Annotated in this window: 13 protein-coding genes; 3 read left to right on the forward strand and 10 right to left on the reverse strand. The window is 68.0% G+C overall.

The window, feature by feature from the left end; genetic code table 11:
* Positions 1-5: 5 nt before the first annotated feature.
* Both dgcA and dgcN read right to left on the reverse strand, forming a co-directional pair.
* The gene (gene dgcA / locus RCAP_RS15625; RefSeq protein ID WP_013068859.1) at positions 6-968 is read right to left on the reverse strand and encodes an N-acetyl-D-Glu racemase DgcA; all 963 of its coding nucleotides are present in this window, start codon (positions 966-968) and stop codon (positions 6-8) included.
* A gap of 70 nt (positions 969-1,038) precedes the next feature.
* Entirely contained in the window at positions 1,039-2,040 is a 1,002-nt protein-coding gene (dgcN, locus tag RCAP_RS15630; RefSeq protein ID WP_031321585.1) for an N-acetyltransferase DgcN, read from the reverse strand.
* 275 nt (positions 2,041-2,315) lie between these two features.
* Between dgcN and RCAP_RS15635 the strand changes: the two genes are divergently transcribed.
* Entirely contained in the window at positions 2,316-3,272 is a 957-nt protein-coding gene (locus RCAP_RS15635) for an L-malyl-CoA/beta-methylmalyl-CoA lyase (protein WP_013068861.1), read from the forward strand.
* Between the two features lie 234 nt (positions 3,273-3,506).
* Positions 3,507-4,469, forward strand: coding sequence for an acetyl-CoA carboxylase carboxyltransferase subunit alpha (locus RCAP_RS15640; protein ID WP_013068862.1), 963 nt, complete (start codon positions 3,507-3,509; stop codon positions 4,467-4,469).
* A gap of 69 nt (positions 4,470-4,538) precedes the next feature.
* Here RCAP_RS15640 and RCAP_RS15645 read toward each other — a convergent pair whose 3' ends face one another.
* From RCAP_RS15645 to RCAP_RS15655, 3 genes are read right to left on the reverse strand one after another with little or no spacing between them, the layout of a single operon-like run.
* A complete protein-coding gene (locus RCAP_RS15645; RefSeq protein ID WP_013068863.1) occupies positions 4,539-5,270 on the reverse strand; it encodes a lysophospholipid acyltransferase family protein in 732 nt (243 codons plus the stop codon).
* On the reverse strand, positions 5,270-6,160 hold the full coding sequence (locus RCAP_RS15650) for a cell division protein FtsX (RefSeq protein WP_013068864.1): 891 nt from the start codon (positions 6,158-6,160) through the stop codon (positions 5,270-5,272). Before RCAP_RS15650 ends, RCAP_RS15645 begins: the two co-directional genes overlap by 1 nt.
* Entirely contained in the window at positions 6,160-6,831 is a 672-nt protein-coding gene (locus tag RCAP_RS15655) for a cell division ATP-binding protein FtsE (RefSeq protein WP_013068865.1), read from the reverse strand. The genes RCAP_RS15650 and RCAP_RS15655 overlap by 1 nt, the downstream gene beginning before the upstream one ends.
* A 140-nt stretch (positions 6,832-6,971) precedes the next feature.
* Between RCAP_RS15655 and RCAP_RS19815 the strand changes: the two genes are divergently transcribed.
* Positions 6,972-8,273, forward strand: coding sequence for a zinc-ribbon domain-containing protein (locus tag RCAP_RS19815; RefSeq protein WP_013068866.1), 1,302 nt, complete (start codon positions 6,972-6,974; stop codon positions 8,271-8,273).
* A 9-nt stretch (positions 8,274-8,282) separates the two neighbouring features.
* Here the strand turns inward: RCAP_RS19815 and RCAP_RS15665 are convergent, their stop codons facing one another.
* From RCAP_RS15665 to argH, 5 genes are read right to left on the reverse strand one after another with little or no spacing between them, the layout of a single operon-like run.
* Entirely contained in the window at positions 8,283-10,862 is a 2,580-nt protein-coding gene (locus RCAP_RS15665) for a DUF4175 domain-containing protein (protein ID WP_013068867.1), read from the reverse strand.
* A 27-nt stretch (positions 10,863-10,889) separates the two neighbouring features.
* Complete coding sequence (lysA, locus tag RCAP_RS15670) at positions 10,890-12,158, reverse strand: diaminopimelate decarboxylase (protein WP_013068868.1); 1,269 nt, start codon at positions 12,156-12,158, stop codon at positions 10,890-10,892.
* Between the two features lie 58 nt (positions 12,159-12,216).
* The gene (locus tag RCAP_RS15675) at positions 12,217-12,417 is read right to left on the reverse strand and encodes a hypothetical protein (protein WP_013068869.1); all 201 of its coding nucleotides are present in this window, start codon (positions 12,415-12,417) and stop codon (positions 12,217-12,219) included.
* Positions 12,414-12,554 carry a hypothetical protein gene (locus RCAP_RS19710; RefSeq protein ID WP_013068870.1) on the reverse strand — a complete coding sequence of 47 codons (141 nt, stop codon included), beginning with the start codon at positions 12,552-12,554 and terminating at the stop codon, positions 12,414-12,416. Before RCAP_RS19710 ends, RCAP_RS15675 begins: the two co-directional genes overlap by 4 nt.
* A 13-nt stretch (positions 12,555-12,567) precedes the next feature.
* Positions 12,568-13,965, reverse strand: a complete 1,398-nt coding sequence (gene argH, locus RCAP_RS15685; RefSeq protein WP_013068871.1) for an argininosuccinate lyase — start codon at positions 13,963-13,965, stop codon at positions 12,568-12,570.
* Positions 13,966-13,988 lie beyond the last annotated feature (23 nt).

The raw sequence follows: 13,988 nt of genomic DNA on the forward strand, positions 1-13,988 counted from the left end.
CCTCCTCAGCCCCAGAGCCCCGGCTCGGGGGGACAAATCCTTCCGTCCGCATAGCGCAGCGGGCTTTCGCGGTCTTGGGCCAGAAGCAGGGGCCCGTCAAGATCGACATAGGCCGCACCCTGCGCCACAAGGGTCGCGGGCGCCATCGCCAGCGACGATCCGACCATGCAGCCGACCATCACGCCATAGCCTTCGGCCAAGGCCGCTTGGCGCAGGGCCAGCGCCTCGGTCAGCCCGCCGGTCTTGTCGAGCTTGATGTTCACAAGATCGTATTTGCCCTGCAGATGCGACAACGACTTGCGGTCATGGCAGCTTTCATCGGCACAGACCGGCACCGGCCGGGCCAGACCGATCAGCGCCTCGTCATCGATCGCGGGCAAGGGCTGCTCGACCATGGCGACGCCCAGCCGCACCAGATGCGGCGCCAGATCGGCGTAAACCTCCGCCGACCAGCCCTCGTTCGCATCGACGACGATCACCGATTTCGGCGCCCCCGCCCGCACAGCCTCAAGCCGCGGCATGTCATCGGGGGTGCCCAGCTTGATCTTCAGGATCGGCCGATGCGCATTCTTCGCGGCCGCGGCCCGCATCTGCTCGGGCTCGGCCAAGGAGAGCGTGTAACAGGTGACTTCCGGCCCGGGCGCGGAAAGCCCCGCCAGTTCCCAGACCCGTTTCCCCGCGGCTTTCGCCTCCAGATCCCAGAGCGCGCAATCCACCGCATTGCGCGCCGCCCCGGGCGGCAGGGCATCGTAAAGCGCCGCGCGGGTGATCCCCTCGGGCAGGCCCTCGATCTGTGCCGTCACGCTGTCCAGGCTTTCGCCATAGCGCGCGTAGGGCACGCATTCGCCCCAGCCGGTCACGCCCCCGCGCGTGATCCGCACCGTCAGCACCTTCGCCTCGGTCCGCGAGCCGCGCGAGATGGTGAACACCTCGGCCAGCCGGAACGTGTCGGCCGTTACGGAAATCATCTTCCGCCCCTTTATCTTGCCCCAAATATCCTCGCCGGAGGCTCCGCCCCCGGCAGGCAGCGCCAAGCTCTCAGATCGCGGCGAGCGCGTCCACCAGCTTCTCGGCGCCGAAGCGGAAGGGATCGGTGGTGGGCAGGCCCATCTCGGCCTCGACCTTGGCCAGATAGGCGCGGGCCTCGGCCTCGGGCATGTTCTGGGTGTTGATCGAGATGCCCACGACCTTGCAGGCCGGGTTCGCCACCTTCGCCACCTGCAGCGCCAGATCGCGCAGCGCGTCAAGGCCCGGCAGCTGATAGCCCGGCAGGCCGCGCATATGGGCCCGGGTCGGTTCGTGGCACAGCACCAGCGCATCGGGTTGCCCGCCATGCACCAAAGCCATCGTCACGCCGGAATAGCTGACGTGGAAGAGGCTCCCCTGCCCCTCGATCAGATCCCAGTGATCGGCGTCATTGTCGGGCGTCAGCCATTCCACGGCCCCCGCCATGAAGTCCGCAATCACCGCATCAAGCGGCACGCCGTCGCCGGTGATCAGGATCCCGGTCTGCCCGGTGGCCCGGAACGTCGCCTTCATCCCGCGCGCGCGCATCTCTTTTTCCATGCAAAGCGCGGTATACATCTTGCCGACCGAGCAATCGGTGCCCACGGCCAGCATCCGCTTGCCGGTCCGCTTCACGCCGTTGGCGATCGGATAGTCCACCGTCGGCACCCGCACGTCATGCAGCTGCCGCCCGCAGGCCTTCGCCACGGCGACCAGATCTTCCTCGTCACGAAGCAGGTTGTGCAGCCCCGAAGCCAGATCGAAGCCCTCTTCCAGCGCCATGATCAGCACCTTTTTCCAGGCCTGCGAGATCACGCCGCCGCGGTTTGCCACGCCGATCACCAGCGTCTTGCAGCCCGCGGCCTTGGCGGTGGCCAGGTTCATCTCGGGCAGGCCCAGATCGGCCTTGCAGCCCTCCATCCGGTATTGGCCGACGGCATATTCCGGCCGCCAGTCCTTGATGCCCTGCGCGACTTTCGCGGCCAGCTGGTCGGGCGCATCACCCAGGAACAGCAGATAGGGGGTTTCGATCAGCGACATGGGAACCTCGGCAGGTTGGAAAGGGTTTCGCAAGGTATGACGCGAGCAGCGCCGGATTTTCTTGGAAAGATAGCGCAGAACCGACAGAACTCGACACATTTCTTGCGCGACTTGCCGATTTCATCGCAGCTTCTTCCAAGTTTTCCGCGCGCTGCAAAATTCATCACCCTTTTGCCCCGATGCTGCAGGCGCAGAAATTCCTTGCACGCCGCAGCGCAACAATATATCGCAAACGCAACGCATCCCGTAACTTCATTGCCGAGAGACAGATGAGCTTCCGCACCCAGCCCCCTGCCCCCGCCCGCCTCAACCGCTGCCAGCTGTTCGGGCCGGGTTCGCGTCCGGCGATCTTTGAAAAGATGGCGCAATCGGCGGCCGATGTGATCAACCTCGACCTGGAAGACTCGGTGGCGCCCGACGACAAGCCGCAGGCGCGGCGCAACATCATCGAGGCCAGCCACAACATCGACTGGGGCAACAAATATCTGTCGGTGCGGATCAACGGGCTGGATACGCCGTTCTGGTATCGCGACGTGGTCGAGCTGCTGGAAGACGGGTCCGAGCGCATCGACCAGATCATGATCCCGAAAGTGGGCTGCGCCGCCGACGTTTACGCCGTCGATGCGCTGGTCACCGCGATCGAGGCCGCCAAGGGCCGGAAGAAACGCATCTCGCTGGAAGTGATCATCGAATCGGCCGCGGGCATCGCCCATGTCGAGGAAATCGCGGCCGCCTCGCCGCGGCTGCAGGCGATGAGCCTTGGCGCGGCGGATTTCGCGGCCTCCATGGGCATGGCCACCACCGGTATCGGCGGCACGCAGGAAAACTACTACATGCTGCATGCGGGCGTGAAACATTGGTCGGACCCCTGGCACTGGGCGCAGGCCGCCATCGTCGCCGCCTGCCGCACCCATGGCATCCTGCCGGTCGATGGCCCGTTTGGCGATTTCTCCGATGACGAGGGCTTCCGGGCCCAGGCCTTGCGGTCGGCGACGCTCGGCATGGTCGGCAAATGGGCGATCCACCCGAAACAGGTCGCTTTGGCGAACGAGGTCTTCACCCCCTCTGACGCTGCGGTTGCAGAGGCGCGGGAAATTCTGGCGGCGATGGAAAAGGCCAAGGCCGAGGGCGCCGGCGCCACCGTCTACAAGGGGCGGCTGGTCGATATTGCCTCGATCCGGCAGGCGGAAGTGATTGTCAGACAGGCGGAAATGGCTAAGGTCTGAGCATTCTGTAAACGATTCGTGACCGAATCGATTCGGATCCCGGAGCGGCAGGGAGGGGAGGCCCGGCTGCATGAGGGAACAGGGACGCCCCGGACCCGCGCCGGGGCGTTTCCAATTTGACCCCGCCCCCGCGCGGCCCGCTTCCCCGCGGCACTCTGCCCGGTTTTCCCTGCGTCAGTTGCAAATCCCGGCCCGCGCGGTCATATAGGCCACGACTGCGTTACGGAGGCTTCGATGACGACCTATCTCGAGTTCGAAAAGCCGCTCGCCGAGATCGAGGGCAAGGCCGAGGAACTGCGGGCGCTGGCCCGGGCGAATTCGGGGATGGATGTCGAAAAGGAAGCGGCCGCGCTGGACAAGAAGGCGGCGCAACTGCTGACCGACCTTTACAAGGATCTGACGCCCTGGCGGAAATGCCAGGTGGCGCGGCATCCCGACCGGCCGCATTGCCGCGACTACATCTACGAGCTTTTCACCGAATACACGCCGCTGGCGGGCGATCGCAACTTTGCCGATGATCACGCGGTGATGGGCGGCCTTGCGCGGTTCGACGATCAGCCGGTCGTCGTGATCGGCCATGAAAAGGGCCACGACACCGCGTCCCGCATCGTGCACAATTTCGGCATGGCCCGCCCCGAGGGCTATCGCAAGGCGATCCGGCTGATGGACATGGCCGACCGCTTCGGCCTGCCGGTGGTGACGCTTGTCGACACGCCCGGCGCCTATCCCGGCAAGGGCGCCGAGGAACGCGGCCAGGCCGAGGCCATCGCGCGTTCGACCGAAAAATGCCTCTGCCTTGGCGTGCCGCTGATCTCGGTGATCATCGGCGAGGGCGGCTCGGGCGGGGCCGTGGCCTTTGCCACCGCCGACCGCATCGCGATGCTGGAACATTCGGTCTATTCGGTGATCTCGCCCGAGGGCTGCGCCTCGATCCTGTGGAAGGACGCCGAGAAGATGCGCGAAGCCGCCGAGGCTTTGCGGCTGACGGCGCAGGATCTGAAGAAACTGGGCGTGATCGACCGGATCATCGCCGAACCCTTGGGCGGGGCGCAGCGCGACCGCAAGAAGACGATTGCCAGTGTGGGCGCCGAGATCGGCAAGATGCTGGCCGATCTGAAGGGCAAGAAACGCGCCGAGATCCTGGCGGCGCGGCGCAAGAAATTCATCGAGATGGGCTCGAAGGGTCTGGCGGCATAAGGCGCCGACCTTGCGACAGGAAAAAGGGCGGCTCCGGCCGCCCTTTGCTTTTCTGTGGGGGCTGACCCTTCAGCCGATCTTCAGCCCGGCCTCGGCCATCAGCTTGTCGGACGCGGTCTCGATCTGCGCCTCGATCACCTTCATGTACTCGCCCATCGCCATGCCCGGCGCGATCTGCGGCAGGAATTCCACCACGGCCAGCCCGGGCTTGCGCAACACCGCATGGCGCGGCCAGAACACGCCGACATTCGTCGCCGCAGGCACGCAGGGCAGGCCAAGCTCGTTGTAAAGCGCCCCGGCGCCGATCTTGTAGGGCTTCTTCGCCCCGGCCGCGACGCGGGTGCCCTGGGCAAAGATCACCAGCTGACCGCCCGCGAAACGGGCATCCTTGGCCTGTTCCAGCATCCCCTTGATCGCCGCGCCGCGCTTGCCGCGATCAACCGGCACGCAGCCGATCATCCAGGCATACCAGCCGACGAAGGGGGTCCAGACCAGTTCCTTTTTCATGATGAACTTGCCGCGCGGGATCGCCGCATAGATCATCAGGATGTCGAAGAAGCTTTGATGCTTGGCGGCAATCAGCACGTCGCCCGTGGGGATCTCGCCGCGGTATTCGGTCTTGATGCCGACCATCCAGCCCGCGGTCCAGCACACCCATTTGCAATAGCCGCGGCAGACATGGATGGCGGCGGACCGCCCGCCGATCAGCGCATAGGGCAGCCCGACAATCGCATAGACCGCCAGCATCACATACATCTGGGCGATGAACAGAACCGAACGAATGTATTGCCAAACGATCATCAGCGAATTCCCCTGAGCATGCGCAGCGCCGCGGCGCGGGTGGCGCCAAAGGCCACTAGCGCAGCCAGCCCCGGCAATGCAAGCGGCCAAAGCCAGCCCCAGCCGGTGAAGCCAAGTCCGGTCAGGAAGCCGCCCGCCGCATCGGCCGCGGGCAGCGCCGCCACCGCCGCCATGCCCAGCGCCGTGCCCAGCGCCGCCCCGGCCAGCGCGCGTTTGGTGAAGCGGCGCACGAAGGCCCCGGCGATGAAGGCATCCTGCGCCCCCACCAGCCGCAGCGTGCGGATCACCTGACCGTTCGCCGCCAGGGCCGCCTGGGCGGCCAGCGTGATCATCCCCGCCATCGCGCCGCCGATCAGCACCAGCGACAGCCAGCCCAGCAGCCGCAACCGGCTGGCCGCGGCGATCAGCGGCTTGCGCCAGCGGGTGTGGTCATCAAGCACCGCCCCGGGCGCCTCGGCCGCCAGCCGCAGCCGCAGCCCCTCGGCGTCGATGCCCTGCCCGGTCTCGGTCAGCTCGACCAGCTTCGGCAAGGGCAGCGTATCGACCGGCAGATCCGGCCCGAACCAGGGGTCAAGCAGCTTGCGCATCTCGCCCTCGTCCATGGCGCGGTAGCTGGCCACGCCGGGCGTGGTTTCCAGCGCCTCCAGCACGGCGCGCAGCTGCGTTTCCATCTGATCGGGCGGCGCCGAAATCCGGATCGTGGCCGAGCGCGCCAGCGCCTCGGACCAGCGATCGGCCAGCCGCCCCGAGGCCAGCGACAAAGCCAGCGCAAAGACCGCCAGAAAGGCCATCGCCGCCGAGGTCAGCACGGTCAGATTGGCGGTGAAGCCGGTGGGCGGCACCACCCGGTCGGCGGTCGACAATTCAGAGCCGAAAGGATTGAACCGCATCACAGATCCGCCCCCGCCAGTTGCAGCCGCCGGTTCGCGATCCGCAGCACCCGCGCCGAGACCTGCGCCTTGGCCTGCCGGATCAGGTTCAGATCATGCGTCGCGATCAGCACGGTCTTGCCCAGCTTGTTCAGCTCCATCAGCAGCGACAACAGCCGCAGCGACATCTCCCAATCCAGGTTGCCGGTGGGCTCGTCGGCCAGAATCACCTCGGGCGAGGTGATGATCGCCCGCGCCAGCGCCGCCCTTTGCCGCTCGCCGCCCGAAAGCTGCGGCGGCAGCGCGTTCATCTGCGCCTTCAGCCCGACCCAGGCCAGAAGCTCTGCAAGTTCCATGCCATCGATCGGACGCCCCGAAACCGTCAGCGGCAGCGCGACATTTTCCGCCACCGAGAGGTGATCCAGAAACTGGCAGTCCTGATGCACGACGCCGATGCGCTGGCGCATCCGGGCGATGTCATCGCGGCCCATCGTGCGGGCGTCCTGACCGTAAAGCCCCATGAACCCCGAAGAGGGCAGAAGCTCGGCATAGCAGAGCTTCAGGAACGTCGTCTTGCCCGCGCCCGAAGGCCCGGTCAGGAAGTGAAACGACCCCGGCACCAGCTTCAGCGTCATCTCCGCCAGCAGCTCGCTTCCGCCATAGCCGACGGCAACATCCTGCAATTCGATCACTGCGCGGCCCCTCTCCTGTTGCCCCCGTTGCGGGCGGCACCTGCGACACACTCAAACTATTGGAGTTTGTTTCTTTGCTTGCTACAACAAGCTGGTAGAAAAGGCCAGAATGGCAAGCGAGGGGCGAGGCTGGGAACCGGATGCGGCTGATCTGCCCGAGATGCGGTGCGCAATACGAGGTGGATGACGTGGTCATTCCCGCCGCGGGGCGCGATGTGCAATGTTCCGGCTGCGGCCAGACCTGGTTCCAACCCAGCCGCGCGATGCTGGATGCCGCCGCCGGTGACGCCAGCCTGTCCGGGGCGCCGCAGGACCCGGATGCCGCGCCCGAGATCGCCGCAGACCAGATCACCGCCGACCAGATCGTCGCGGATCCGGAGCCCGAGGCCTGGCCCGAACCGCGCCCCGAAGACTGGCCCGAGGTCGATCCCGCGCCCGAACCGGCCGAGCCCGAGCCCGCAGGACCGGAAGACGAAGCCGAGGCCCCGGCGCTTGAAGGGTTGGACTGGGCGGTGCCGCAGGGTCCGAGCGAGCCCGAACCCGAACCGGCCGATCTCGATCCGGCCGAGGTCGAGGCCGATGTGACCCAGGCCATCGCCGAGCTGATGCGGGCCCATCCGCTGTCCCCGCCCGTCGAGCCCGAGGAGAGCCCGGTCCCGACTTTCACGCCGCCCCCCGCGGCTGCGGAGGCTGTGCCGCCCGCCGCTCCGGCCGCCCCGCCGCCCTCCGGCGATCTGGGACCGGCGCCGCGGGCCGGGGCGATTCCGCGCCGCCCGCTGGATGAAAACCTGATGGCGATCCTGCGCGAAGAGGCCGAGCGCGAAGCCGCCGCCCGCCGCGCCGAGGGCACCGGGATCGAGACGCAGGAGGAAATGAACCTTGATCGGGTGCTGGCGCCAGTCGCGCCCGTGCCACCCGCGCCCGTGCCGCCTGTCCCGCCGCCGCCCGCCGCCGTCGCTCCGGTGCAGCCGCAGCGCGTGACCCCGCCGCTGCGGGCCGAACCGCGCCGGGTGCCCGATTTCAGCGATCTGAATTCCAGCGACGCGGACGACCCTCTTGCCGATCCGGCCGAGAGCCCCGATGCCGAAACCGCGGACAGCCCCGGGCGGGCGCCGCGGCGCCAGCGTCTGCCCGACATCGACGAGATCAATTCCAGCCTGCGGGCCAGCGCCGACCGGGCGGGCGACATTGCCGCCCAGGGCCCGCTGCAGGGCCGACAGGAGTCGCGCGCGGGCTTCCGGCTCGGCTTTTCGATGGTGCTGCTGCTCGCGGCGCTGGCGGTGCTGCTTTATGCCTATGCGCCGCAGCTGGCCGGGCGGGTGCCGGCGCTGACGCCGCTTCTGGACAGCTATGTCGCCGCGGTGGATGCGGCGCGGATCTGGCTGGATGCACAGCTGCGCGCGGCGATCGCCGCGATGCAGGCGGGGGCGCCGCAGGGCTGATCCGACCGCTCAGGGCGTGGCGAAACGGTCCAGCAGACGGCGCAGATAGTCGCGTTCGGGCTCGGGGCGGCTCCGCTCGGCGGTGCGACGGCGGATTTCATCCAGCAGATCGCGGGCGCGCCGATAGATGTCGTCGCCCTTCAAAAGATCCGAGTCGGTGCCGATCCGGCTGCCCTCGCCCGTGGCGCGGCCCAGCGGATCGCGCGGCAGCTCGCGTTCGCCATGCCCGCCCGTCGCATCGCCGCGCCGCTCCATTCCCTGCGCGCCCTGCCCGGTCTGACCCTGACCGCCCTCCTCGGCCAGAGCCTCGCCCAGCTGGCGCAAGCCCTCGCGCAGGGCTTCGATCGCATCGGCCTGCCGGTCCAGCGCGCCGCCCAGATCGCCCTCTTTCAGCGCCTGTTCGGCCCCGTCCATCGCTTCCCCGGCGCCGTCCAGCGCCCGTTCGGCCTGCCGCGCCGCCTCGCCGTCGAGCCGCGGCATCAGCCCGCGCTGCCGTTCCAGCTCGCGGCGCAGCGCATGCTGACGCCCGGCCAGGCTTTCGCCCGGATCGCCCTGCGCGCCCTCTCCGGCCTGCGGCTGAGCGTCGGGCTGCATCTGCGGCCCGCCCGGCCCCGGCTGTTCCAGCCCCGGATCGATCCCCTCGGGCTGCGGGCTGCGCTGCATCTGCCGAAAGGCATCGTCGGACAATTTCTGCTGCTCGCGCAGGGTCTGGCCAAGGTCCTTCATCGCCTTGCCCCCGGGGCCGTCGCCCTCGCCGCCCTCGCCCTGGGTGACCTTCATGTTTTCCATCAGCCGCGCCAGCTGATCGAGCAGCTCCTGCGCCTCGGCCATCTTGCCTTCCTCCATCAGACGCTGGATTTCCGCCATCATCTGCTGGATCTGATCGCCGGTGATGCGCTGGCTGTCCTGCTTTTGCCCGAATTGCGGCCCCTCTTCCTGATCGGTGGCGCGTTCGGCCAGCATCTGCAGGTAACGGTCGGTGGCCTCCTTCAGCTCGGCCATCAGCTTGGCGATCTCGTCCTTGGAGGCGCCGTTGCGGATCGCCTCGCTCAGCCGTTCCTGCGCCTGCTGCATGGCGGCCAAAGCATCGGCCAGACCGCCATCCTCCAGCAGTTTCGCCAGATCCCACAACACCTTGGCCACCTCGTCCCGGGCCTCGGGGGTCAGGGATGCCCCCTCCAGACGTTCGATCTGCGCATGCAGCGCCTCGGCCATCTGCGGCGCGGGGAACAGCCCCGCGGGCCGGTTCAGGATCGCCCGCAGCAATTGCGCCGTGCGGGGGGCGTTTTCGCGCGACCACAAAAGATCGCGGCGCAGCTCGATCAAGGCCGCCGCCCGCGGGTCAAAGAACCGCCGCCCGGGCAGATCAAGCGCCTGATCGCCGCTCGTGCCGGTCTGGCCCAGCCCGTCCTCGACCGAGAGCGAGAGCTTCACCGGCAGGTTCGCCCAGGGGTGTTCGGACATGTCCTCGATCAGCGTTTCGGTGAAATCCGCGCGCGAGCCGGTGATCGGCAAGGGCAGATCAAAGGTCAGATCGGGGCGCGGCTCGGGGGCGATGGCCAGCCCGTAACGGCGGTCGACCGCGGCCAGATCGAGGCTGACCCGCGCCTGCCCCCGGACCACGCCGTAATCATCGCGCGCCTGAAAGGGCTGCGCCAGCTTGCCATCGGCGCGCCGTTCGGCCAGCCGCGGCAGGTCGACCACAGGCCCGGAATCGGACAGAAGCGTGACCCGGAAGACCCGCCCCGTCCGCCCGCCAATCTCGATCACGCCCGAGCGCCGGGCCATCAGATCCAGGCTTTGCACCTCTCCGCCCTCGGTCTTTTCGGGCGTGGCCGCGGGGCTTGAGACGGTTTCGCGGAAGGGCACAGACCCGGGCGCACCATAGAAACGGAAGGACAGCTTCGTGCCCTCGGGCAGGACCAGATCTTCGCCCTCGACGCCGTTCAGATAAAGCCCGGGCTTGCCGGTGTAGCGCGGCGGCTCGGCCCAGCCTTCCCAGGCGGGGCCCATCGCGGCCTCGGCGGCGCCGGGGGGCCGGGGATGTTCGGGCGGAGAAAAGATCGCCAGGGGCGCGCCGAAGATCAGCGCCACGGTGACGCCGGTCAGCGCGGAGATCCGCAGGCCATAGGGATCGCGCGGCGCCAGATCGGGCGCGGGCAGGGGCGCACGGGCACCTGCGGCGCGTTCGGCCATGCGGCCGCGGTGCAAGGCCCAAAGCGCGCGCGTCGCCGGATCGGTCTCGCCCAGCGTCAGACTGTCGGTCAGCGCCGCCAGCGGCCGGCCGGGCAGGGTCGCATCCAGCCGGGCAATCGCCTCGGCCCGGGTGGGGATGCGGAACCGGCGCAGCCCGAACGCGGCCAGAACCACTGCCAGAAACCCGAGCGCCCCGGCCAGAACCGGCCATTGCCCCGCGCCCAGATGATCGGGCAGCCGAAAGGCCAAAAGGGTGAAGGTCACGGCCGCCAAGCTCAGCAGTGGCCAGAAGGCGCGCAGCAGCCGTTCGGCCAGCATCGCCGCCCGCGTCAGCGCGATCGGTCGGGCCAGCGGGGCGAGCGGGTCGCCCGGAAGGGGCGGCGGCGGCGGCATCGGTCCTTTCCGGCCCCGACTACGGGATCAGAGCCATTCGGGGATGCTATCGCGGGCCAGCATTTCCTCAAAGCTCGGTCTTTGCCGGATGACGGCGAAGTGATCCCCGCTGACCAGCACCTCGGGGATCAGCGGGCGGGAATTGTATTCGGACGCCATCACCGCGCCGTAAGCCCCGGCCGAGCGGAAGGCGACCAGATCGCCCTCGGCCATCGGCGGCAGCTCGCGGCCCTTGGTGAAGGTGTCGCCCGTCTCGCAGACCGGGCCGACGACATCGAAGGGCTGCGGCGCAAGGCCCGGCGCGGGCTCGATCACCGGGACGATGTCGTGATGCGCGCCATACATCGAGGGCCGGACCAGATCGTTCATCGCCGCATCGACGATCAGGAAGTTCCGCCCCTCGCCTTCCTTCAGATAGATGACCGAGGTCACCATCAGCCCGGCATTGCCGGAAATCAGCCGCCCCGGTTCGATCTCGATCTCGCAGCCCAGATCGCCCAGAACGCGGGTGATCATCGCGCCGTAATCGGTGGGCAGGGGCGGCGCCTCGTTCGAGCGCTGGTGATAGGGGATGCCAAGGCCGCCCCCCAGATCGAGGCGGCGGATCTTGTGGCCATCCTCGCGCAGCGCCAGCGTCAGCTCGCGGACCTTGGTGAAGGCGGCTTCAAACGGCGCCAGATCGGTCAGCTGGCTGCCGATATGGACATCGACGCCGATCACCTCGATCCCGGGCAGTTTCGCGGCCTCGGCATAAACCGCGCGGGCCTTGGCAATCGGAATGCCGAACTTGTTTTCCGACTTGCCGGTGGCGATCTTTTCATGGGTCTTGGCATCGACATCGGGGTTCACCCGCAAGGCAATCGGCGCGGTGACGCCCAGCGCCGTGGCAATTTCCGATATCGCCCGCAGCTCGGGTTCGCTTTCGACGTTGAACTGCCGGATGCCCCCGGTCAGCGCCAGCCGGATTTCGTCGCGCGTCTTGCCGACGCCGGAAAAGACGATGCGGTCGCCCGGCACGCCCGCGGCTTTCGCGCGGCGGTATTCGCCGCCCGAGACCACATCCATCCCCGCGCCCAGATCGCCCAGCAGCTTCAGCACCGCCAGGTTCGAATTCGACTTGATCGCGAAACAGACCAGATGATCGGTGCCCGCCAGCGCGGCATCGAAGAGCTGGAAATGCCGGGTCAGGGTCGCGGCGGAATAGACGTAGAAGGGCGTGCCGACGGCGGCCGCAATCTCGGTCAGGGCCACGTCCTCGGCATGCAGCACGCCATTGCGGTAGAGAAAATGATCCATCGCGCCCTCCGACTGTTCGGGCGTTCTTAGCCGGTCGGGCCGGTCAAGAAAAGCGCTCTCAGAGCCCCATGCCCAGATGCAGCCAGCCCAGCCGCGTGCCAACGGTGCCGCGGCCGTTGCTGTTCACCCCAAGCCGCACCGGGCCGACGCCGGTCGACACCCCGGTCGTCACCTGCCCGGCCGGGTTGGCATGCACATTCGCCCGCGGCCCGGAACAGGCCGCAAGCAGGATCAGCAGCAGCGGCAGCGCGAGCCTCACAGCCTGCCCGCCACGCCCATCCGCGCCTCGCCGGTGATCGAGAGGCCGGGGGTCGTGGATTGCGGCGGCGTCGGCGGGCCGTCGACGCCACAGGCCGCGACGAAGGTCAGAACCGACAGGGCCAGAAGGATACGCATGAAACCTCCGATCTCAGGCCAGAAGCCCCTGCCAGCGCGCCACCTGGGCGCGGACCTGATCGGGGGCAGTGCCACCGTAGGATTGCCGCGAGGCGACCGAATTGTGAACCCCAAGCACGGAATAGACCGCCTCGGTCAGCGCCGGATGGGCGGATTTCAGCTCTTCGAGGCTCAGATCGGGCAGATCGCAGCCCTTCTTCTCCGCCAGCGCGACGAGCGAGCCGGTGACGTGATGGGCGTCGCGGAAGGGCAGACCGGCCTCGCGCACCAGCCAGTCGGCAAGGTCCGTCGCGGTGGAAAAGCCCGACGAGGCCGCGGCTTCCAGTTTCGCGGTGTTCACCGTCAGATCCGACATCATCCCGGTCATCGCCGCCAAGGCCAGCATCAGCGTGTCGGCGGCATCGAAGACCTGTTCCTTGTCTTCCTGCATGTCCTTGGAATAGGCGAGCGGCAGGCCCTTCATCACGGTGAAGAGCGCGACAGCCGCGCCCAGCACCCGGCCGATCTTCGCCCGGATCAGCTCTGCCGCATCGGGGTTGCGCTTTTGCGGCATGATCGAGGAGCCCGTCGACCATTTGTCCGACATCGCCACGAAGCGGAACTGCGCCGAGGACCAGATCACCAGTTCCTCTGCCAGACGGCTGAGGTGGACCGAGCAGATCGCCGCCGCGGACAGGAATTCGAGCGCGAAATCGCGGTCCGACACGCCATCCAGGCTGTTTGCCATCGGCCGGTCAAAGCCCAAAGCCTGCGCCGTCATGTGCCGGTCGATCGGGAAGCCCGTGCCCGCCAGCGCCGCCGAGCCGAGCGGGCATTCGTTCATCCGCTTGCGCGCGTCTTCAAAGCGGCTCCGGTCGCGGGCGAACATCTCGACATAGGCCATCATGTGATGGCCCCAGGTCACCGGCTGCGCCGTCTGCAGATGGGTGAAGCCCGGCATCACCCAATCGGCGCCCTTTTCGGCTTGCGCCACCAGCACCTTCATCAGCGCCGTCAGCGAGGTGATCGCCGCATCGGCCTGATCGCGGACCCAAAGCCGGAAATCGGTCGCCACCTGGTCGTTGCGGCTCCGCGCCGTGTGCAGCCGCCCCGCCGGTTCGCCGATCAGCGCCTTCAGCCGCGCCTCGACATTCATGTGGATGTCCTCAAGCGCGGTCGAAAACGGGAAATCGCCCGCCTCGATCTCTGACAAGACCGTGAGCAACCCTTCCCCGATCGCCTCGGCATCGCTATTCGTGAGAATACCCGTCGCGGCCAGCATCGCCGCATGGGCCCGGCTGCCGCGGATATCCTGTGCGTAAAGCCGCTTGTCGAACGAGATCGAGGCGTTGATCGCCTCCATGATCGCGTCCGGACCGGCGGCAAAGCGCCCGCCCCACATGGCGTTCGAGGAGTTCGTGTCGTCGGTCATCGTCAGGCCCTTCGTCGGAGGCA

This window comes from Rhodobacter capsulatus SB 1003 (assembly GCF_000021865.1).
Lineage (GTDB): Bacteria > Pseudomonadota > Alphaproteobacteria > Rhodobacterales > Rhodobacteraceae > Rhodobacter > Rhodobacter capsulatus_B.